This is a genomic window from Bacillus sp. OTU2372, from assembly GCF_038440275.1.
GTDB classification, from domain to species: Bacteria; Bacillota; Bacilli; order Bacillales; family Cytobacillaceae; genus Neobacillus; species Neobacillus bataviensis_B.
On the sequence record NZ_JASATK010000015.1, the window covers coordinates 87418 to 109220 of the forward strand.

General features: G+C 40.7%; 18 protein-coding genes. 7 read left to right on the forward strand and 11 right to left on the reverse strand.

The genetic code is table 11. From position 1 onward, the window contains the following. Positions 1-25: 25 nt before the first annotated feature. From AAHB15_RS20525 to nagE, 5 genes are all read right to left on the reverse strand, one after another. Positions 26-1387, reverse strand: a complete 1362-nt coding sequence (locus tag AAHB15_RS20525) for an arsenic transporter (protein ID WP_335574352.1) — start codon at positions 1385-1387, stop codon at positions 26-28. A gap of 284 nt (positions 1388-1671) precedes the next feature. Next, on the reverse strand, positions 1672-3186 hold the full coding sequence (locus tag AAHB15_RS20530; protein WP_335574351.1) for an acetyl-CoA hydrolase/transferase family protein: 1515 nt from the start codon (positions 3184-3186) through the stop codon (positions 1672-1674). A gap of 382 nt (positions 3187-3568) precedes the next feature. After that, on the reverse strand, positions 3569-4213 hold the full coding sequence (locus tag AAHB15_RS20535) for a LytTR family DNA-binding domain-containing protein (protein WP_335574350.1): 645 nt from the start codon (positions 4211-4213) through the stop codon (positions 3569-3571). Between the two features lie 65 nt (positions 4214-4278). Continuing rightward, complete coding sequence (locus AAHB15_RS20540) at positions 4279-4881, reverse strand: class I SAM-dependent methyltransferase (protein ID WP_342043205.1); 603 nt, start codon at positions 4879-4881, stop codon at positions 4279-4281. Between the two features lie 94 nt (positions 4882-4975). Further along, positions 4976-6418 (reverse strand): N-acetylglucosamine-specific PTS transporter subunit IIBC, encoded by a 1443-nt coding sequence (gene nagE / locus AAHB15_RS20545; protein WP_335574348.1) that lies wholly within the window; start codon positions 6416-6418, stop codon positions 4976-4978. A 329-nt stretch (positions 6419-6747) separates the two neighbouring features. Here nagE and AAHB15_RS20550 point away from each other — a divergent pair, with 329 nt between their 5' ends. Both AAHB15_RS20550 and AAHB15_RS20555 read left to right on the forward strand, forming a co-directional pair. After that, entirely contained in the window at positions 6748-7725 is a 978-nt protein-coding gene (locus AAHB15_RS20550; protein WP_342043206.1) for a glycosyltransferase family 2 protein, read from the forward strand. Between the two features lie 18 nt (positions 7726-7743). After that, positions 7744-9927, forward strand: coding sequence for a glycosyltransferase family 39 protein (locus AAHB15_RS20555; protein WP_335574347.1), 2184 nt, complete (start codon positions 7744-7746; stop codon positions 9925-9927). A gap of 64 nt (positions 9928-9991) precedes the next feature. On the opposite strand, the gene AAHB15_RS20560 is transcribed toward AAHB15_RS20555, so the two are convergent. The 4 genes from AAHB15_RS20560 to AAHB15_RS20575 form a co-directional block, all read right to left on the reverse strand. After that, on the reverse strand, positions 9992-10741 hold the full coding sequence (locus AAHB15_RS20560; protein WP_335574346.1) for a sulfite exporter TauE/SafE family protein: 750 nt from the start codon (positions 10739-10741) through the stop codon (positions 9992-9994). A 137-nt stretch (positions 10742-10878) separates the two neighbouring features. Next, complete coding sequence (locus tag AAHB15_RS20565) at positions 10879-11640, reverse strand: TerC family protein (RefSeq protein WP_335574345.1); 762 nt, start codon at positions 11638-11640, stop codon at positions 10879-10881. A gap of 196 nt (positions 11641-11836) precedes the next feature. Further along, a complete protein-coding gene (locus tag AAHB15_RS20570) occupies positions 11837-12949 on the reverse strand; it encodes a cell division protein FtsZ (protein WP_342043207.1) in 1113 nt (370 codons plus the stop codon). A gap of 141 nt (positions 12950-13090) precedes the next feature. Next, on the reverse strand, positions 13091-14293 hold the full coding sequence (locus AAHB15_RS20575) for an MFS transporter (protein WP_342043208.1): 1203 nt from the start codon (positions 14291-14293) through the stop codon (positions 13091-13093). Positions 14294-14573: 280 nt separating this feature from the next. On the opposite strand from AAHB15_RS20575, the gene dltX reads away from it, so the two are divergent. From dltX to dltD, 5 genes are read left to right on the forward strand one after another with little or no spacing between them, the layout of a single operon-like run. Beyond that, on the forward strand, positions 14574-14723 hold the full coding sequence (gene dltX, locus AAHB15_RS20580) for a teichoic acid D-Ala incorporation-associated protein DltX (RefSeq protein ID WP_144567134.1): 150 nt from the start codon (positions 14574-14576) through the stop codon (positions 14721-14723). An 18-nt stretch (positions 14724-14741) separates the two neighbouring features. Beyond that, positions 14742-16244, forward strand: coding sequence for a D-alanine--poly(phosphoribitol) ligase subunit DltA (gene dltA, locus AAHB15_RS20585; protein WP_342043209.1), 1503 nt, complete (start codon positions 14742-14744; stop codon positions 16242-16244). Continuing rightward, positions 16241-17407 carry a D-alanyl-lipoteichoic acid biosynthesis protein DltB gene (gene dltB / locus AAHB15_RS20590; protein WP_342043210.1) on the forward strand — a complete coding sequence of 389 codons (1167 nt, stop codon included), beginning with the start codon at positions 16241-16243 and terminating at the stop codon, positions 17405-17407. The genes dltA and dltB overlap by 4 nt, the downstream gene beginning before the upstream one ends. Positions 17408-17412: 5 nt before the next feature. Continuing rightward, a complete protein-coding gene (gene dltC, locus AAHB15_RS20595) occupies positions 17413-17649 on the forward strand; it encodes a D-alanine--poly(phosphoribitol) ligase subunit 2 (RefSeq protein WP_144567131.1) in 237 nt (78 codons plus the stop codon). After that, positions 17646-18845, forward strand: coding sequence for a D-alanyl-lipoteichoic acid biosynthesis protein DltD (gene dltD, locus AAHB15_RS20600; RefSeq protein ID WP_342043211.1), 1200 nt, complete (start codon positions 17646-17648; stop codon positions 18843-18845). The genes dltC and dltD overlap by 4 nt, the downstream gene beginning before the upstream one ends. 131 nt (positions 18846-18976) lie before the next feature. Here the strand turns inward: dltD and AAHB15_RS20605 are convergent, their stop codons facing one another. Together AAHB15_RS20605 and AAHB15_RS20610 are read right to left on the reverse strand one after the other, a co-directional pair. Beyond that, positions 18977-20299, reverse strand: coding sequence for a gluconate:H+ symporter (locus tag AAHB15_RS20605; protein WP_098531162.1), 1323 nt, complete (start codon positions 20297-20299; stop codon positions 18977-18979). A gap of 66 nt (positions 20300-20365) precedes the next feature. Further along, on the reverse strand, positions 20366-21802 hold the full coding sequence (locus AAHB15_RS20610) for a four-carbon acid sugar kinase family protein (protein WP_335574340.1): 1437 nt from the start codon (positions 21800-21802) through the stop codon (positions 20366-20368). Position 21803 lies beyond the last annotated feature (1 nt).

The following is a 21803-nucleotide window of genomic DNA, read 5'->3' on the forward strand; positions in this document are numbered from 1 at the left end:
CTCTTTGATGCATTCCATCTCTAACTTACTGAAGTGCTCCCCCAAACAAACTGGAGACCCAATAATACAAGACAACTAACGTAAACAAGGTTGCAGGTGGTATAACAACTACTGTAACTTTTACGTATTCCCACCAAGAAAACTTGACCTTTCCCTTCCTTATAATATGCATCCACATCAGCGTGGCGAGGGTTCCCATTGGCAATAGTAATGAACCCATATCACTTCCAATAACGTTAGCCAAATAAGCTACTTTTAAGGTAAGCATGTCTAGCCCCATATGTGTTAACGTGAGCGTTCCAACCATCAGGGCCGGATGATTGTTAAAGATATTAGATAGAACGGATAGCAGTGTCCCCATCATCACACTTGCATGCAATAAACTTCCGGAAACCATCGGGCGCATGAATCCGATTAACCAGTCCGTTAGACCAATATTGTTGAGGCCATATATGATGACGTACATACTAAATGCGAAAACGAGAATATACCAAGGCGTTTTTTTAATCATATCCACCGGTGGAATTTTTAGGTAGACCCATCTCCAGCCAAGCAGGACAAGCGAACCAATCACAGCCATGACGGAAACAGGAATTCCAATGTAAGAGGCGACAAACAGGCTTATCCTCACAGCAAATACAAATAGAAGCACATTCCGCATAAACTTGGACCGCTCTTTTCCGGAAGAATATTTTGGCCCCGGCTTAAGTGGATGGTAAGATGTAAGTGTTAATCCGCTTACCTTGGTAGGAACAGTTTTCGGTAAAACTTTTTTAAATCGAAGGTACAGCAGAAAAACTAAGAACAGAAGCCCGAGTGTTGCTGGTACAAACATCATCGCTGTGTGCAAATACAAACTCATATGCACGATTTTAAGTGCAATCAGGTTCACAATATTACTCACACCAATTGGAGCACTCGATGCTGTCGCTACCAGCCCGCCTGATAATAAATACGGAATCTTTTGATGGTTCTTTAACCCCATATTATTTAGCAGCATCACCAAAATTGGCGTAGTGATTAAGATACTTCCATCATTATTAAAAAACAGTGTCATTAGGAAGCACAAGAGATTCACATACCAAAATAACCGAATCCCGGACCCTCGAGCCTTTTCAGCCAGCTTCTCGGCAACCCAGTTAAAGAATCCAAAGCTTTCTAACACGATCGCCATGACAATTGTCGCAATAATCGTTATGGCAGCACCGCTTATAGTCTCGGTAATCACTCCAAGGTCAGACAGCGACACACTGCCGCTTAATAATACAAATATCGCCCCAATTGTTGCTGGAATTGCTTCATTAACCCCTTTTGGCCTCCAAAGAATAAAAATTAACGTAACCACAAAAGATATGATCGTCATCCATACCATTGGTTGTAATAACATGTCTATCCCCTTTCATTCTAGTTAGTGATTCATGATGTTTCATAAGACGGACCTGCCTCCTCCCTCAGGTTTGTCAGCACTTGTCCCTCCCTTCCATTTATCTCTCTGTATGACTGTACTTCATGATATGTAACCCAAATTAGACAGGCTCTAGGTTTGTACCCTTTTCTAGGATAAATCCACGTAAATCTAGATAATAAAAAGGTGACAGGCAGCACGGATGGACATTTGTCCATCTGTGGTGCCTGTCACCCATACTACTCTTAGCACTGTTTGTACTTATATTATACGGTTTGGCCAACCGGTAATTTCATCGTTCCATTCGCGGAGAAGTTTATGTGCCAGGATAATGCTTTTTCTAAAACATGAGGAGTTTGTCCGCCTCTCATTCGTGCTTCTTGATAATATTCGCGCAGCTGTTCGCGATACAACGGATGAGCACAACGCTCAATTATTAACTCCGCTCGCTCCCTTGGTGCCAATCCACGCAGATCTGCATATCCCTGCTCTGTCACAATGACGTCCACGTCATGTTCGGTATGATCAACATGGGACACAAACGGGACAATACTTGAAATCCTTCCACCCTTTGCTATCGACTTTGTTACAAAAATAGCTAAACGGGCATTACGTGCGAAATCCCCTGAGCCGCCAATCCCATTCATCATCTTAGTTCCTAGAACATGGGTAGAGTTCACATTCCCATAGATGTCCAATTCTAAAGCTGTGTTAATCGAAATTAACCCCAGACGGCGAATGATTTCTGGATGATTTGATATCTCCTGCGGCCTCATGATTAACCGGTCACGATACTTTTCAAAGTTCCCGTAAACCTCCTTCATCTTTCCGTCAGAAAGGGTAATGGAACAGCATGAAGCAAATTTCACCTTACCGGCATCAAGTAAGTCAAATACAGCATCCTGCAATACCTCTGAATAGACTTCTAAGTCAGTAAACTCCGAATCTAGCATGCCGTGCAGGACAGCATTAGCCACCGAACCAATCCCGGATTGCAATGGAGCAAGCCGTTTCGTCAATCTTCCTGTCCTCACTTCCGTCCGCAAAAACTCAATCAAATGGTTCGCCATAACGACAGTCTCATCATCAGGCGGAACAATCGTCGACGGAGAATCTAGCTGATTTGTAAACACAATCCCTTTCACCTTTTCCATATCCACCGGGATGCCGATGGTTCCAATTCGATCATCTACCTTTGTTAAAGGAATCGGGCTGCGCTCGCCTTGCTTCCCAGGATCGTATAAATCATGCAAACCTTCAAGACTGACTTGATGAGCCAAATTAATTTCTATAATAATAGATTTAGCATTTAACGCAAATGAGAGGGAATTCCCTACCGAAGTTGTTGGAATCACCATTCCCTCCTCCGTCACAGAGAACGCTTCCAAAATTGCAAAATCGACAGGCTCCATTACACCCGCTCTTACTAATTCCGCCGTATGTGATAGGTGCTGGTCTACAAACATCATTTCCCCATTATTAATTTTATTCCGCATGGTCGGATCAGCCTGAAAGGGAAGTCTTTTTCCAAGAATCCCGGCCTCTGCAAACAACTTATCAACATCAGAACCCAAGGACGCACCCGTATACACATTTACCTTAAATGTCTCCTTTTCAGCACGTTTAACCAAAGCGAATGGTACCGCTTTCACATCTCCAGCACGTGTAAACCCGCTTAACCCCAAAGTCATCCCATCTTTTATCCATGAAGCCGCCTCTTCTGGTGTTACGATACGATTTAACAAATGCTGATCACGAATCCGCTCTACATAATTTTCCATGCGATCTCCACTCCCCTAAGTGAATTTTGAGATAATTGTAACCGATAAAGGTTATAAAATAGAGATTTCCAGGATAAATTACGGAAAATTCAGATAAACCAGCATTATTACGTTCTCAAACAGTATTTACTAAGAAAAGCGCAAGCGACTTGGTCAGCCCCGATATAGGGCGACTTTTAGACTGGCCGGCGAAAGCAGGGTCAAAGACTAGTCGCCCTTAATGCGTACAGAAAGCGATAGCTTTCTGTAGCCAAGCATAAGACGAACTGGCCGAAAGGTTGCTTTTTAACCTTTTGGACGGATTGGCTGTAGACCATCGAGGGGCTAGGCGCTGGAGCTAGACAATTCTCAAAGTCACAAACTTCTATTCTTTCTTATCTAATTAAAAACCTAGCAATCTTCGAAAATAACTTGAATATGATTGACTCACAGGGACTTTGTCGCAGTTATCCATCGACAAGATGAAGGTAGAGTGAGTGTCAGGAAAGATCGCTTTAATATGATTTACATTTACGATAAACGAGCGATGACAACGGATAAAATAATCCTTTGGCAGATGGAACTCAAATTCCTGTAAAGAGTACTTATGTGTACCGCTAAGTTCCATAGTGGTAACATACGTTTTTTTATCCTTGGCTTCGATATAGATCACTTGAGAAAAAGGAACCGGTATCCAGCCATCCTCTGTTTTGATCGTCACGACCAGCTTTCCGCTCGTTAAAGCAGGATAAATTGCGGTCACACAACCTTCCAGCCTGCCTTCATGAAAGAAAGGAACCGCCATACCGTGATAAGGGACGCCAAATAGGTCCCGATTTATAAACTCGGAAATCTTTTGTTTTGAATGGATCGCCTTATAGGCTATCGTCCCCTCCTTCAATGGATCCCCCGCCCTGATCTTCAAATCAACCCGCTTACTCGGCCGGAAATAAATATATTCCCGAGTATTAGAAACCGCAATCGAAATCTCCTCCGAAAACAACTCACTAATCACATCTAAAAGAGAAACAACCGTAATACTTTCCATCACTATAACTCCCTTGGAGAGATTGTAAATGGTGGCAGGCACCATTTCTACTATTTTACACTTATCTACAGCACTAGCCGATAAATTAAAAACCGTTCATTCTGATTATGCTCGTAAACATACGGTAAGATTACTTCCTTCTGTAACTCAAAAGCAGTATCCTGTTCTAGGAAGTAAATATAATCCTCAGACGGATAATATAAAACCAGTTTTACTTCCCTTGGGTTCCGTTCTAAAGAGCGCAGGATATTATTAACTACTCTTCGAAACACTTGAATCGAAAACGGATTAAAAAAATAAAAACGATTATCGAAGCTGCTGATTTCATACTCTTCTGCCAGGCAGCAAACAAATTGAATTTTGTCCTTCCCAGTCTTTTTCACATAACGCTTCTGATTTTGCAGTGCCTCATCATAAAGGTCTTCATTCATTTCAACCCCAACAACTCTAACATCATAGAAATAATGAAGATAAAAATTGAGCCGTCCCTTACCAGATCCAAAGTCCACAATATGCTCGTCATAACGAATCCCATAATGGCGAAACAGTTCCTCTAGTGCACTGTACGGTGTGGGCTCGTAACGATGATAATGCATGGACTTATTAAATCCCTGCTGGTCGCCGAGGGTTTTAATATTAAGTAATTTATCATAGTAATATTCTTTCATAGGTGACTCCTAAGTTCTCTATTTCCATTTATTTTAACAAAGAAGACCTAAAAAAACCGCTTAGATACAAAATCAATCTAAGCGGCACTCTTTATTAGTTCTCTTTCCTTAGCTTATAAACCTCATCGGCGACAAATTGAACATTCGTACCGATAATAACTTGGATACTTTGTGGACCAACAATGTTAATTCCCGGTACACCGGCCGATTTGACTCTCTTCTGGTCGACCTTACTCATATCCTTCACTTCTAATCTTAAGCGGGTCACACAGTTATCCACTGAAACGACGTTCTCATCACCGCCCAATCCTTCATAAATGATCGCTGCCATTGAAGCAAACTTACTTTCGCCTGCGGTCTCTTCCACAGCCTCATCTTCGTCATCTTCGCGGCCAGGAGTCATTAAATTAAATTTAACAATAATATAACGGAATAAGAAGTAATAAATAACCGCAAAAACTAAACCTTGAACGATTAACATATATGGCTTATTAGCAATTGGGATTTTAAAACTTAGCACATAGTCGATAAGTCCGGCACTAAACCCAAACCCAGCTGTCCAATGGAACGCTGCTGCAATTGCCAATGACAGACCTGTTAAGATAGCATGCACAAGATAAAGCATAGGAGCTAAGAACATGAATGCAAACTCAATCGGCTCCGTCACACCTGTAAAAAAGGCGGCAAAGCCGGCGGCTAACATTAATGACGCGACTTGCTTTCGCTTCTTCGTTTTAGCCGTATGAACCATAGCTAAAGCGGCTGCAGGCAGCCCGAACATCATGATTGGGAAGAATCCGGCCTGGTACATACCGGTTACCCCCTTTTCCCCCTTGCTTGCCCAGAAGTTTCCGATATCGTTAATGTTGGCCACATCAAACCAAAATACTGAGTTTAAGGCATGGTGTAATCCGGTAGGAATTAAAAGGCGGTTAAAGAAGCCATAAAGGCCAGCACCAACAGCACCTAAATCACTAATTGCTTTACCAAAGGTAACCAATGCCGTATAAATTGGCGGCCATATAAAGAATAATACCGCGGAAACAACCAGCATTGAAATAGCTGTCATAATTGGGACCAACCGTTTACCGCTGAAAAATGCGAATGCATCCGGTAATTTCACATGACTATAACGATTGTACATCTTGGAGGCCACAATACCGGAGATGATTCCAACAAAAGCATTTTTGACTTTTTCAAATGATGGATCGACTTTAGTTGGATCAACCCCTTCTAAGAGCGCTACTGTGCCTGTTGAAAGCAATGTAGTCACAACCAAGAAGGCAACCAGACCACTCAGTGCGGCAGAGCCATCTTTCTCTTTTGACATCCCTAAGGCAACACCGACTGCAAAAAGAATCGGAATATTATCGATAATCGCACTGCCAGCTTTAATTAAGAAAGCGGCCAGAGGACTGTCTGCACCCCAACCGGTCGGGTCAATCCAATATCCGATACCCATTAATATCGCTGCTGCCGGCAGGACCGCAACCGGTAACATCAACGAACTTCCTAATCTTTGCAGGTATTTCCTCATTTGCTGAACCCCCTATTAATGTTTTTTCTGTAACGCTGCAGCTATCTTGAAAAAACGGACAATGAATAATAATAACTATCAAACTAGTAAGATATGCTGCTGGTTTTTCTTATCACCACCTCCGCTAAAGACCATGTCCATTAATAGTTTACTGTCTGGTACTGACTCCTATTACTGTTATTAGGAAGAAGCAGAAAATAAAGAGGCTTTGAGGTAAAAAGGAATTAAACTTTCCTGGCTTTAAGAAATAATTAAGTTTAAACCGTTAAAGTAAAGGCAGATAGCACGGAATTGTTTCTCATCATATCTTTGAAAGGAGAATTGAAACGGTGAAAAATATAAAATATTCGATTATTGTGCCTGTTTTTAATGAAGAAGAGGTAATCCAGCAAACCTATCAGCGTTTGATTACTGTGATGGACTCCACGGATGCCCCCTATGAATTGCTATTTATCAACGATGGCAGCAAAGACAGAACGGAAGAAATACTGATTGAAATTGGGATAACCGATGCAAGAGTCAAACTCATTAACTTTTCGCGGAATTTTGGACATCAAGTAGCGATTTCAGCTGGGATTGATTATGCACAAGGAGAGGCCGTCGTCATTATTGATGCCGATTTGCAGGACCCACCGGAACTGATACTAGACATGATTGAAAAATGGATGGAAGGCTATGAAGTCGTCTATGCCAGGCGGCTTTCACGGAAGGGCGAAAGTTTTTTTAAAAAGAAATCAGCCTCCCTTTTCTATCGGACACTCCGCTCGATGACGGATATTGATATACCGCTTGATACCGGGGACTTCCGCTTAATGGACCGGAAAGTCGTCCAGCAAATGAAGGGGCTTCATGAAAAAAATCGATTTGTTCGGGGAATGGCGAGCTGGGTCGGCTTCCGTCAGACCGCAATCGAATATGAACGCGATGAACGGGCCGCAGGCGAGACCAAGTATCCTTTAAAAAGAATGTTGAAGCTGTCAATGGACGGGATTACATCGTTTTCCTATAAACCTCTGAAATTGGCAAGTTATGCGGGAGGGTTGCTCGCGATTACCGGTTTGATTTATATGTTTTACGTGTTCTATTTAAAAATTTTCACCGAAGCAACGATCCCCGGATGGTCTTCTCTCATCATCATTCAGTTGTTTTTCAGTTCGTTTGTTCTTATTTTGTTAGGAGTTATGGGGGAATATATCGGGCGGATATATGATGAAACCAAGAATCGGCCATTATATATTGTCCGTGACCACTACGGGATGGATGAAATAAAAAGCGTAAGACAAGAACCGATTACTTTAAAAAAATAACAGTTGGAAGGTAACCAAATGAAAACAATTAAAAAAAGAGTTGATTATCTCCTAGTCGGGATTCTCGTATTATCGGCAGGTTTAAATTTTTATAATCTGAACAATGCCGGATCAAACACCTACTATACGGCGGCAGTCAAAAGTATGATGCAGAATTTCCATGCTTTTTTCTATGCGTCGTTTGATCCTGAAGGTTTCATCACCGTTGATAAGCCGCCTGTGGCACTGTGGGTTCAAACCTTAAGTGCCAAGATCTTTGGACTTAGTGATTTTAGTGTATTACTGCCGGAAGCACTGGCCGGGGTATTCTCGGTTTACCTAATGTATATCCTTGTAAAACCAAAATTTGGGCGCGTAGCGGCCTTACTATCCAGTTTAGTTCTTGCGTGTTCACCCATCTTTGTTGCTGTTGTAAGAACTAACAATGTGGACAGTATTTTAATTGTGACCCTTTTAATTGCCACTTGGGCATTAATGAAAGCTGTAGACAGGAAAAAGCTCGGCTGGTTAATTCTAAGTGTTTTCTTAATCGGCGTCGGCTTTAATATTAAAATGCTGCAAGCCTATATGGTCATCCCAGCCATTTACTTGTTTTATTGGATAGCCGTTAAGTTAAACTGGAAGAAGAGATTGCTGCATTTAGCAGCGGCAACGGTTGTGTTGGCGGGCGTTTCTTTATCTTGGGCTTTAGTGGTTGATTCTGTTCCAGCCAGTGAGCGTCCATATATCGGAAGCAGTCAGACCAATTCCGTCTTGGAACTAGCTTTTGGCTATAATGGGATTCAACGTTTGTTGGGACAGGATAGTGGAACTTCTACTGGGGTTCAAAAGCAGGATAATAGCTCATCAACCAATACTAGTAATGATCAGACTGGGCAAAATCAATCAGGAACAGCTGCTAGCCAAGCCCAGGGAACAACAGGAACTGACAGTTCGTCTACCAGCCAAGTGACAACGGGGGCTGGCACTCCGCCAAACTTCCAAGATGGAGGCATGGACGGAAAAGGCGGCGGAACAAGTGGAATGTTTGGCACGGGCAGTACCGGTCCATTACGTCTATTCTCAACTGAGCTTTCCGGGCAAATAAGCTGGCTGTTACCATTTATCCTGTTTGCCGTAATTGGTTTAGTTGCGGAATACCTGAAATCAAAGCAATTTGATTTACGCCTTAAATTTGCAGCCTTTTGGCTGGCATGGTTGATTCCAATGATGGTATTCTTCAGCATCGCCGAGTTCTTCCATCAATATTATTTAAGTATGATGGGACCTGCCATTGCTGCATTAGTAGGAATTGGCTGGACAATACTATGGAACTTTTTTACAAACAAAGAGGGATGGAAGTCTCGGCTTCTGCCTTCAGGGATCCTGGTTACTTTCCTATTTGAATCATTAATTCTTAACCAAAACTCTCAATCAAAAATCTTGGTAATCGGAACTGTTCTTGTTGGGGCTTTCCTCTTTATCCTGATGGTTCTACAGATGAAAAAAGAAGCCATTTCCCCTGCTCTGCCAATGGCGGCCCTGCTGGCTCTATTGATTTTGCCGCTATACTGGACGGGGGTTACTATTAATAAACCAAATAATGCAAGCACTCCGATTGCAGGACTAGGTTCAGGCATGGGAGGCATGGGCGGCGGCCGAATGGCAGGCAACATGAGCTTCCCTGGAGGCATGCAAGGTACAAGTGGTAACATTGCACCTGGAGTATCACAAAATCAAGATGCTGAGAATATGACACCACCTACTAATCAGGAGGGTGCTAGTATTCCTGCAAGTGCACCAGCGAATATCGGTGGTAAAGGAATGGACTCTAAGAATCAATTAAACACAGGCTTACTTTCTTATTTAGAAAAAAATTATAACGGTGAAAAATATTTCTTAGCTACTGACAGCACGCAGTCAGCAGCACCATATATTCTTAATACCGATTATGCTGTTATGGCGATGGGCGGTTTTTCAGGCAGCGATCCTGCTTTAACTCCTGCAAAGTTAGAAGAACTAGCCAAAGCCGGTTATGTTAAGTATTTCTTAATCTCTGGACGCGGCGGAAGGGGACTTGAACAAAGTCAATCGGTGACACAGTGGATTAAAGACAATTGTGTAGAGGTTCCGAGCAGTGAATGGCAATCGGACTCTAGCTCACAAAGTCAAACATCATTTGGACCTGGCGGCGGAGATACGTTGTATGTTTATAAAGGATAAAATTTGAAATAAAAAGACTAAGGTACTTAAAGCGCCTTAGTCTTTCTTCTATTAATTAAACCTTTTAGAATATTAATCTGATTGCAGATAAAGCAGTAACTATTAAAATAATAATACGAAATGGCTTTTCATTAATCCTCTTTATTAAAAACGCACCTATAATGGCACCCACAGCAATCGCCGGAATCATCATCAGGCTAAACAACAGCGTTTTTAAATGTATATTATGCCAGACCAAAGCCTGCATTGGTACCTTCGAAATATTAACAATGAAGAAAAACCAAGCGGTTGTGCCTAAAAATTTATCTTTCTTGAAGCCTTTTGCTAATAAAAAAACACTGAAGATGGGTCCTGCAGCATTGCCGATCATTGAGGCAAAACCACTAAGGATTCCGGTTAGGGCATAAAACCATTTACCCTTGGGAACCTTAGCACCCTCCCCTTTTTTCTCCATATAGACTAAAATAATTAAACATAAAATAACACAAATAGAGATAATCATTTTAAATTGTGCGTCGTTGGTATACTCACCCACGACCAATCCTAATAATAGTCCAGCAGCTACCCATGGCAATAAAGCCTTTATGTCCTTCCAGTCAGCATGGCGATTATAATAATAAATCGCAAAAAGATCCCCAATAATTAATAAAGGCAAGATCATTCCAGTGGACTCTTTTCCACCGAAGATTAAAGCAATGATTGGAATTACCGGCATGGAAAAAGCGCTGATTCCCGTTTTCGAAAAACCGATTAAAACAGCGGCGACTATTAACCATATCCACTCTGAAAGGTTTAAATGAAATAAACTTAACATTTTAATATCCCCTAATTATCTAGCAAGTCCTGAAATACCTGTGCATTAAAAAAGCAGAAGAACCTATACTTTATTCTTCTGCTTATATTTCCATATTGAGTTTTACTTCCTATAATGTCAATACCAACCAAGTTCTTTTAATGTGAATATTTTTCAGCCCTGTTCTTGCGTATACCATGCACGATAAATGTTATAACAAAGGCGACCACCAAAACAACGATAAAGATCTCATTAGGGATTTCGGTATCAACAAGGGTAAGTCCCATTTTAATGGCAATAAACAAAATTAAGAAATACGCAGTCGTCTCAAGCTCTGGGACCCTGTTCATTAAACTGATAAAAAAGGTCGCAACCCCCCGCATCAAGAGAATCCCAATCATACCGCCAAGTAAGACAACCCAAACTTCATCGGAAACCGCTAATGCAGTAAGGATACTATCAACTGAAAAGGCCAAATCCATTAGTTCGACACTAATAACCGTTGCCCAGAATACACCAAACGTTTGGGTCAACCAGCCCTTCGGTTTACGTTCCTCTTCCTCATCTCCATCTTCTTTAGGTTTTAGCTTGTCCATAAAGAACTTAACAGCCAGCCAGAGTAAATAGAGCGCACCAATTAGTTTAATAAACCATAGTTTAATTAAAAATGTTCCTAGTCCGATAAAAATAAACCGGAATATATAAGCTCCCCAAAGTCCATAAACCAAAGCCTTCTTTTGCTGCTGCTTTGGCAAAGGTTTTACAAAGGCTGATAAAACCAAGGCATTATCAGCAGACAAGATACATTCCAGTACCGCTAAAGATAAAATTAATCCCCACGCCTTTGGTGAGGACAACACATCTGCCCACATCTGCCAATCCAGCATAGAGGCAAAGTTTGAAACCACTTCTTCCCACATCGTTCATTTCTCCTTTATTAAAAAAAAGACAATTTGTCTATTGTTTAATTTTAACGTAAAAACGGCAGTAGCTACTAGTTTTCCGCTTGATACCTGCGTGCAACCATTTAAATAAAGTCTTCCCAAATTGAGGAACAATTACCCAATTAAAGCAGCAAAAAAAGGCCACCCCCCTAACGGAAGGCTGACCTATCGGTTATTTTTGATATTTAGTTAATTTGGATGTAACGTTACCTTCTTTTCTCTCCTGCGTCCGCGCTTTTAAGTTAGAGGCCCAGGAACTTTGCGACTCATAATGTTGGGAATGCTCCTTATTAACCAGGTGCTGGAGGCGGTCTTTATTTTTCTCAAGGAGATCTTCTAATGTCTTTAAACGCCGCGCCGGAAAGGAAAGTCCTGCTAGTACAGTTGTAATTGTTGGGTCTGATTCTGAAATATACGTTCCTTCGAATAATTCAAGAGGTTCTCCAACCCTTTCAAAAATGGATGGAACATTAATTAGTTTTGCCATACTTTCAGGTCCTTCATAGATTAATCCCGCTCTTATAACCCCAGTTGACTCAACAGGGCAGAATATGGAGTTTATCCACGATTGCTGAATTTTACTTGAGACATCAGCGGTTGTTCTTGCATCTGTGAGGGTGGTTGATGAGATAATCGTAACTCCTCTTGTACTTAGTATATTCATTAAATCGGTTTCATCGAAATTTCCAAATAAGGAACTCTTCTTCGTTACTTGCAGCACATTATTAATGGCATCCATGACTTGATTATTGGAAGAAAGGTAGATCTGATGTTTACTTGATTGGGGACTAGCCTTCCGCAATTGATCATTATCAACAAGGAATACGGAAGACAGAGCCTCGATTCTCGAAATCTCCTCGATACAGGCTGTGGCATTGATTCGATTTCCCGCCAGCACGTTACGGTCTGGGACCACCGCGATCGCACCAATGTTAATGCCCGGCAGCTGGTCCAGTAATATATCTATTAGGAGCGGACTCATTCCTGACCCTGTTCCGCCATCTGTAGAGAAGGCCACTAATAACAGTTTAATATTCTTAAAAGACCGTTTGACAAAGTCAATTAACTCTCGATAATTTTCTTTCACTGCCTTTAACCCAATCGACCTATTCTGACCGGCTCCGCTGTAGCCTGGGACAAAGTACTTCTTTTCAACCCTTGTATTAACTGTACCATCACGTTGATTTGTATTTATTAGTGCGGCCTGAAAGCCCATCGATCCTGCGATTTCTGCAATATTTCCGCCTGCCTGGCCGACACCTAAGATCCCAATCGATTTCGTCATTTTCTATATCCCCTCCCCTTTCTTCTTTTAAAATAATACTCATATTTTTGAAATTTAGACTTTAACAATATAAAAACAGGGAAAATAGTTGGAGGACGAAAAAGAACCTTTCTTTGTCCGAAAGGTTCTTTTTTAAACGAATCAGTTCATAGCCTGTACTGGGCTCTCCGTCACAGAGGAAAGCTTGAGTGATAATGGAAAAGCCAGCAAAAGCAAACAGATGATAAAACCAATTACCCCTTTCCAGCCAAAGTTGGAAAAGAAAAAGCCGCCCGCTGTACCGGCAATACTCGAACCGGAGTAATAAAAAAACAAATAAAGCGACGAGGCTTGTGCTTTCGCAGTTCGCGCCCGCCTTCCCACCCAGCTCGAGGCGATTGAATGTGCTCCGAAAAAGCCAAACGTAAAAACAGCAATTCCGATTATTTTTAACACTAATGGTGAAGCTAAGGTTACTATGGCCCCCGCTGCCATAATAACGAGGCCAATCCATAAAACCTTTTTCCGGCCTAGAGAATCCGAAAGACGCCCCATCCAAGTCGAACTAAATGTTCCAGTTAGATAGACGATAAAAATCCAGCCCACAATGGTTTGACTTAAGTGATACGGTGGTGCCAGCAGTTCAAAGCCGATATAGTTATATAGGGTAACAAAGCTTCCCATTAAAATAAATGCGATACAAAACAAACACAAAAGAGCTGGATCCTTTAAATGTCCAACCAGCGATTTGCTTAGTGCCTTTAGCTTTAATGGCTTAGGTGCAAAGTAACGAGAGTTTGGCAGGTGAAACCAAAACCAGAAGCTTAGGATTAAGCTGATGACACCAATAGTCCCCATGGCAATGCGCCAAGAAAACAGGTCTGTAATCGACCCGGTAATAATTCTGCCAGCCATTCCGCCAATCGAATTTCCGCTGATGTATATGCCCATCGCAATTCCAAGACTCCTAGAATCCACCTCTTCACCAAGATAGGCCATTGCAATCGCAGGAAGGCCTGCGAGCACTATTCCCTGCAGTATACGAAACCCAAGTAACGAGCTGAATGTCGGACTAAAGGCTGTGATAATCACGATTAGTGAAGAGAGGAGTAACGAGGCCGACATAATCGGCTTTCTCCCCCACGCTTCGGATAAAGAGCTAATAAATAACATGGATATAGCAAGCGTAAACGTGGTTACCGATAAGGCCAAACTCCCCGTCGCCGCCGTGACATCAAATTCCTTTGTAAAGATTGGCAGTAAAGGCTGGACATCATATAGAATCGAAAAGGTAATAAACCCTCCGGCAAAGAGCGCAAAATTAGCCCTTCGAAAGGCCGTCGTTCCTTGTTGCAGCTTCTCCAACGATAAAACCTTCTTCCTTTCTTTTTTACCTTATCCACTTTACTCCTTTTTGGTGTCAGGCACCATCGAAATACATTTGTCCACATCTCACGGACACCCTGATTTTTATATAGCATAATCGGTCAATTTGAAACTTCCTTTTAATCTTTGAAGAAATAAATTAAAAATTAATTTTCTTTTCATTAAATCTTAATGCAAAGAGTTTCAATCCGAATTATGATAATTACGTAAAATATAGGATTATAGTTACAATTGACTATTTTTATAGCGGGGTATCATTATGCTCGATAAAATAAAGAGTTTCATTTACCAGGAGAAAGTTAGATGGGCCAGTAGATTTTTGTATTACTTGCTTATTCTTCTTTTACTGTTTTTTATGTATGGCTTCAATGACGCAAGTGCAGGTTCGTATATTTACAATGATTTTTAATTACGGGGGGATCCCAAAATGAAATTGTTACAAGCCATTCAAAACAATGCTAGGTTACAACCAGAAAGATTGGTTTTTATCTCTCCTACTAAACAGATTACCTACGGTGAGCTTTGGCGAAAATCTGATCAATTAGCAGGCTTCATTATGGCACATAGCCTCAAAGAGCACTCACCTATTTTGGTTTATGGACATATGGAACCGGAAATGGTAATTTCCTTCCTTGGAAGTGTAAAAGCTGGTCATCCCTATATTCCTGTTGATACCTCTATTCCATTAGAAAGAGTGGAAAAAATAATCAGGAATTCTAACGCGGAATTATTAATTAATGTGTCAGGACTCGAGTTTCCGATGGAAGAATCATTAATAAGAGTTGTAACCCCTGAGGCCATAGATAAACAATACTCAATAGGTTCATCCAATTGGGTTAAGGACCATGATGTTTTTTATATTATCTATACATCAGGAAGTACGGGAAACCCAAAAGGTGTTCAGATAACTGCCAACAATTTGCAAAGCTTCGTGGACTGGATGATGGAAGACTTCCCAATTAAGGGCGGACTTCGCTTTTTAAACCAAGCTCCCTTCTCCTTTGATCTTTCGGTAATGGACCTCTACCCGGCTTTGGCAAGTGGTGGCACATTATTTGGTATTACAAAAGAAATGATCGCTAGGCCAAAGATCTTATTTGAAGAGTTAAAAAGATCCGAAACAGAAGTATGGACCTCTACGCCATCGTTTGTCCAAATGTGTTTGATGGACCCATCGTTTAATGATCACCTGCTTCCACAACTTTCAGTATTTCTTTTCTGCGGCGAAATTTTGCCGGTTTTGGTTTGCAAGCAGCTGCGAGAACGGTTCCCTAACGCAAAAATCTTTAATACCTATGGTCCGACAGAGGCGACTGTCGCGGTTACTTTTTTAGAAATTACCGAGTCAGCGATACAGGAATATCAAACTCTTCCTGTAGGAGCAGCAAAATCAGATACGCAAATTATCCTATTAAATGAAGATAATAAGCCTGTACCAGACGGAGAAAAAGGAGAAATTATCATTGTAGGACCAAGTGTAAGTAAAGGCTATTTAGGACAGCCAGAACTCACCGATAAAGCCTTTTTCAGTTATAATGGACAGCAGGCTTACCGAACCGGTGATGCCGGCTTCACCAAACAAGGTTTACTTTTTTATAAAGGGAGATTAGATTATCAGATCAAATTACATGGGTATCGGATGGAGCTTGAGGAAATCGAATACCATATTGCAAAATCGAAATATGTGAAATCAGCAGTTGTCGTCCCTATTTATCAAGACGATAAAATAGAATACCTTTCCGTCTTGATTATTCCAGCGGAACATAATTTTGAAAAAGAATCTCAGCTTACTGGTGCGATAAAAAAGGAACTAGGATTAGTCCTGCCAGCCTATATGATCCCGCGGAAATTCTCGTATCACAAGGAATTGCCAATCACACCGAATGGAAAAGTGGATCGAAAACAAATTCGAGATAAGGTACTGCTATGATTCCTTACAGTTCTTTTACCTTCTTTTTCATTCTAGTGATTCTTTTAGCACCAACTATAATCCTTGGTTTACAAGGGAAGAGATTTCAATCATATAACATGGTTGTAACGGTTATCGTTTTAGCCATTATTTTTTCATCTAGGCCAGCTAGTGCGCTTGCCTTGGTCCTTTTTACATCTTGGCAGGTTCTCTTAATTGAAGGGTATATAGCCTATCGAAAAAAAGCAAACAGCGGCTGGGTTTTTTCCTTTGCCGTAATTGCTTCAATTCTTCCATTAACGATTTATAAATTGCTACCTTACTTTTCAGATACTAACTGGATGTCCTTTTTGGGGATTTCCTACTTAACTTTTAAAGGAACACAATTGATTATGGAAACAAGGGACGGGTTAATAAAACAAAGACTCCCCCTTGCTAGTTTGCTTTATTTCATTTTATTCTTCCCGACTATTTCATCCGGCCCAATTGACCGGTACCGTCGGTTTGACAAAGATTTAAAAGCAGAGGTAACAGCTGAGCAGTATAAACAGCTGTTATATGATGGCATTAACAAAATATTCTTGGGCTTTTTATATAAATATATCATTGGCTATTCTATTAATCATTTTTTCATTCCAAACTTAAGATTTATTGCGACAAGTCATTTTCAAAGCCAGCTCTTTTATATGTATGGGTATAGTTTTTATTTATTTTTCGACTTTGCAGGTTACAGTGCATTTGCCATTGGCGTCAGCTATTTTATGGGGGTCAAATCGCCGGAAAACTTCAATCTGCCATTTATCAGCAGGAATATAAAAGATTTTTGGAATCGATGGCATATGAGCCTTTCCTTCTGGTTTAGAGATTATGTTTACATGCGGTTTGTTTTTTGGATGACGAAAAAGAAGTGGATTAAAAACCGTAACATTACCTCTAACCTCGGATATATTTTGTTATTTCTGTTAATGGGTTTCTGGCATGGGCTTGAGATTCAATATATTCTCTATGGAATTTATCATGCCTTATTGATGGTCAGCTACAATACGTTCGAGCAGTTTAATAAAAAGCATAAATGGTGGCCGCAAACTAGATTCACTCGGGTCGTTAGTATTGTGATTACCTTCCACTTTATTTGCTTTGGATTTTATATATTTTCGGGACATTTTACTCAAAGAGGAGCATGATTTCGATGGAATTTAAAGAACAAGTAATTGAGTTAATAGCAGAAATTTGTCAAGACGAGGTAGTAAAGGAAAATCCGGATATTAATTTATTTGATTCCTCATTATTAGACTCATTCGGGACAGTGGAGTTACTAGTTTTAGTAGAAGAGCGCTTTGGCATTACTGTCCCAATTACTGAGTTTGACCGGGATACTTGGAACACTCCGAATAATATCGCCATTCAGTTGGCTGATTTTAAATGAGAAAACCTGTATTTATACCGCTTTTTCTAGCTTTCTTTGTTTTATCTATCCTTGTGATCATTCCAGATCGGTGGATTGAGAGCCTGATTCCGAAAAACCGAATCAGCCAAGCAGCAACTGAATTAAATCCTTTCATGTTTCAAGGGAAGTATATACAGCAAAAAATGCTTGCGGATAGCCGATATTTGCCTATCTATGGTTCATCGGAACTGGCTAGGCTGGATCGTTTTCATCCTTCTAACTATTTTAAAGAGGTCCATGAAGGCTTCACACCTTTCCTGATAGGCCGAGGCGGAACCGAATCACTGATTCATTTTTTAAATTTTTCCGAACATATTAATCAGCTAAAGGATAAGAAAATCGTGTTTGTGTTGTCTCCACAATGGTTTAATCCACTAGGAGCAGATGAATCGCATTTTGTACCTAATTATTCTTCCCTGCAAGGATATGATTTTGCTTTTAATAACCAAATTGATTCAGAGGTGAAGAAAAAGGCCATTAAGCGCCTCTTAACCTATTCATCTGTTAAAAACGATCCTATTCTCTCTACTCTCTACAAAGCTGAGATCACAAATGATCCATGGACAAAGCGGGAAGCCAGTGTTCTTCGCCCTGTTGCTGCTGTCTATCGGCATTTGCTAGAGAAAAAAGATTTATATTACTCATTGGCCGGCGGTTTTTCTCGTCATCGGGACCTTACCCCGAAAGTTAGAAATAAATCGTGGAACGAGTTAGCGCAGGAAGCGGATCAATTTGGTGCCAAGCGGGCAACGAACAATCATTTTTATATCGTAAACTCGCAATATAATAAAATTAAAGGTTTCTTGCCGTCTTTTAAAAATAAAGACATTAATCGTTCCTATGGAAAGTCGAAAGAATACGGAGACTTCCAGCTTGTCCTAGATGTATTAAAACAATCCGGAGCAAAGCCTCTGTTCATCTCTGTCCCGGTCAATGGGCATTATTATGATTATACTGGGTTTCCTAAACAAGGACGTACTGCTTATTATGAACGGATTAAACAGCAAATAGAGGCTGAAGGGTTCCAAGTTGCCGATTTCTCAGGCCACGAATATGATCCATATTTCATGAAGGATACTATTCACATTGGCTGGAAGGGCTGGGTTTACACGGACCAGGCCATTAAGCAATTTTATGAGGGGAACGAAAAAAAGGTTGTTATGGTGAATCTTTAAGGTATAACTGATAATTTAAAAGAAAGAAGGCAACTAGTGAGAGTTGCCTTCTTTCTTTTTTACGGATACTTGTAATTTCATTCATTTTAGTATTTTCATATTTCCGATTATTTATAGATAATTTCAATTGATTACTTAATAAACAGATTGATGATTAACACCCCTGCCAGTCCGACAAGAGAAGCAATCGTAACCATAACTGACCATGTTTTAATGGTTTTACCAATGGAAAGGTTAAAGAATTCCTTGTAAATCCAAAAGCCTGCATCATTTACGTGGGAGAATGTCATACTTCCAGCACCAGTAGCTAAAACCATAAGCTCTGGACTTACATGTGTTGCTGCAACCAGTGGTGCCGCAATCCCAGCAGCAGTCATACCTGCGACAGTAGCAGAGCCTAAAACGACACGTAATATTGCGGCAATTAACCATGCTAGGATTAACGGAGAGATCGATGATCCTTCCATTAGGTGGGCAACGTATTTATCGACATGGCTATCAATCAATACTTGTTTGAATGCACCGCCGCCGCCGATAATCAATAAAATTACTGCAATACTACTAATCGATGCTGTAAGTGAATTCATCAGTTCCGGCATTTTTCTACCACGGTTAAGACCAAATGTAAAAATGGCAACGATTACAGAAATTAATAGCGCAACACCAGGATTACCTAAAAATTGAGCAGCAGGTAAAAGACCTGATTTTGGTGCTACTATTTCTACAATAGCCTGGAAGGCAATAAGAATAACTGGAATAAGAGCAGTAAACATACTAATACCAAATCCCGGCATTTCTTCTTCTTTAAAGTGTTTTGGTGTAAAAAGACCTTTTGGAATCTCTACTTCTAAATCTTCCTTTTTAAATAACTTCGTATATAATGGTCCGCTAATAATAACAGCAGGAATAGCGATGATAATCCCATATAATAATGTCTTACCAAGGTTTGCTTGATAGATGCCCGCAACCGCAGTTGGCCCTGGATGCGGCGGCACAAAGCCGTGCATAGTAATTAACGCTGCGATAACCGGCATTCCAATGTATAGGATGGGAACACCCGCTTCTGCGGCAATCGTGAATACTAATGGAATTAAAACAACAACGCCTGTTTCAAAAAATAAAGCGATTCCAACAACAAATGCAGTAAGAACAGCTGCTAACTGCACTCGCTTCTTGCCAAATGCACGGATTAAGGTAACAGAGATTCGCTGAGCACCTCCGGAATCAGCCATCAGTTTCCCAATCATACCCCCAAATACAATCACTAAAGCTAGATTTCCCAAGGTGCCGCCCAAACCGGTTGTAATGGATGTCATCGCTTCGACTGGTGACATTCCTTCCATTATACCTACGAGCAATCCGACTACAATCAACGAGATGAATGCGTTTAACTTAAAAACCACCATCAATAATAGTAATAATGCTACCCCTATGCAGATATATACTATTGGCATTTTCTCCATCTTCTCCTTTGTTTAAGGGGATGCCAACCAATCATAATTGGCGTCCTTTTAGAAATTCTAGTTACCGCTTAAAATTTCAGCAACCTCTTTTAAATCTGTTTTGGACCCTACGTTACCTGGAAAAATGACATAAGCTATACCAGGATACTTGCTTTCAGCCCCTGTTCTCCACACCGGGATACCAGGACGAATCTGACCAGCGACTGTTGCTCTCTTCACCTTCAAGCCTTTTGTCCCAACATCACTTGAGGTAATCCCGCCTTTTGCAATGAGAAAGTTCGGTCTAACTTGTAATCTAGTGACGATACTTGTGACCGCATCTGAAATCGAAACGGAGAGTTTTAATTCTTCTTCCTTTTTGCCTTCCCCAAGGTCAAGACGCTCTCTGCTGGTATAAACAGCAACGGTTTTACCGGAACTAATAAGAGCTTCAGTTGTTTCAATTACCCGGTCACATTCTTTCTGAAATGCTTCAGGCTGTAAAACTAAATGGCTATTAAACTCAATAAATTCAATGGCACTTAACTTTTTAAGCTCTTCCAGCTGTTCGGTCGTTTTTTTCACATGGGAACCAATAATAATTAATCCGCCATTCCCTGTTTCTTCTCCCACTAATTCTGCTCTAGTGAGCAGCGGTTTATTGCTCACTCCTCCGATAACTTTTGGAAGAGCGGCTGCACTCCTAAATAAGAAGTTCTTACCGCCGTTGATAGCCTGTACTAAAGCAATGGTAAAGATTTTTACATCCGCCTCATCAACCGCATTGACTACTACTTTATTAAAATTGTCCACTTGAAGAAGCTGTTCGGTTATTTTTCCAATCTGCAATGAACGAAGCTGTTCAAGTGAAATATATAATGTATTTTCAGCAGTAAATTCTCCATTAGACTTCTCTTCGATCCATTCGCCTAAATCAGATTTTGTGTAACCAAAGGTGCGATCCTTGGCAAATTCTGTTTCGCCGGCAGGTACAAGCTCCTCACCGTACTGAACATAGTGAATGTTATTAATGGTAAGGCGCCCTCCCTCTTTGAAGAAAGGCAGGATTACTTCGCCATCAATTTTCAAATCAGAAGCAGTCTCAATCGTTTCCTTTAAAACATTTGTTTCTAAAGGATAGTGGCCTCTTAAAGTTGAATCTCCACGGCTGATAATCATGAATTCCCGGTTTAATTTCGAAGCTACTGTTAGAATATTCTCCGCCATTTCACGGTGGGCCTTCTCAGTTTCTTCTGCTGTAAACCCTCTTGAATTGGTCAAGATAAAGAACATGGACTGTTCTTCATTAAATCCCTGTTCAATGCTTTCAAGCGACCAATCTGTAAAAACTGAAATGTCATGGACTGTTTGTACACCCGTTGGATCATCATCCAGGACAATAATTTTTTTATTCAAAGTCTTTAGTGCTTCCGTAAGCAAATGATCAACTTGTACACGGTTTACTTCAGGAAGAGTTTCAAGAATTTCTACGGATACGAGCTTTGTCTCATTCATG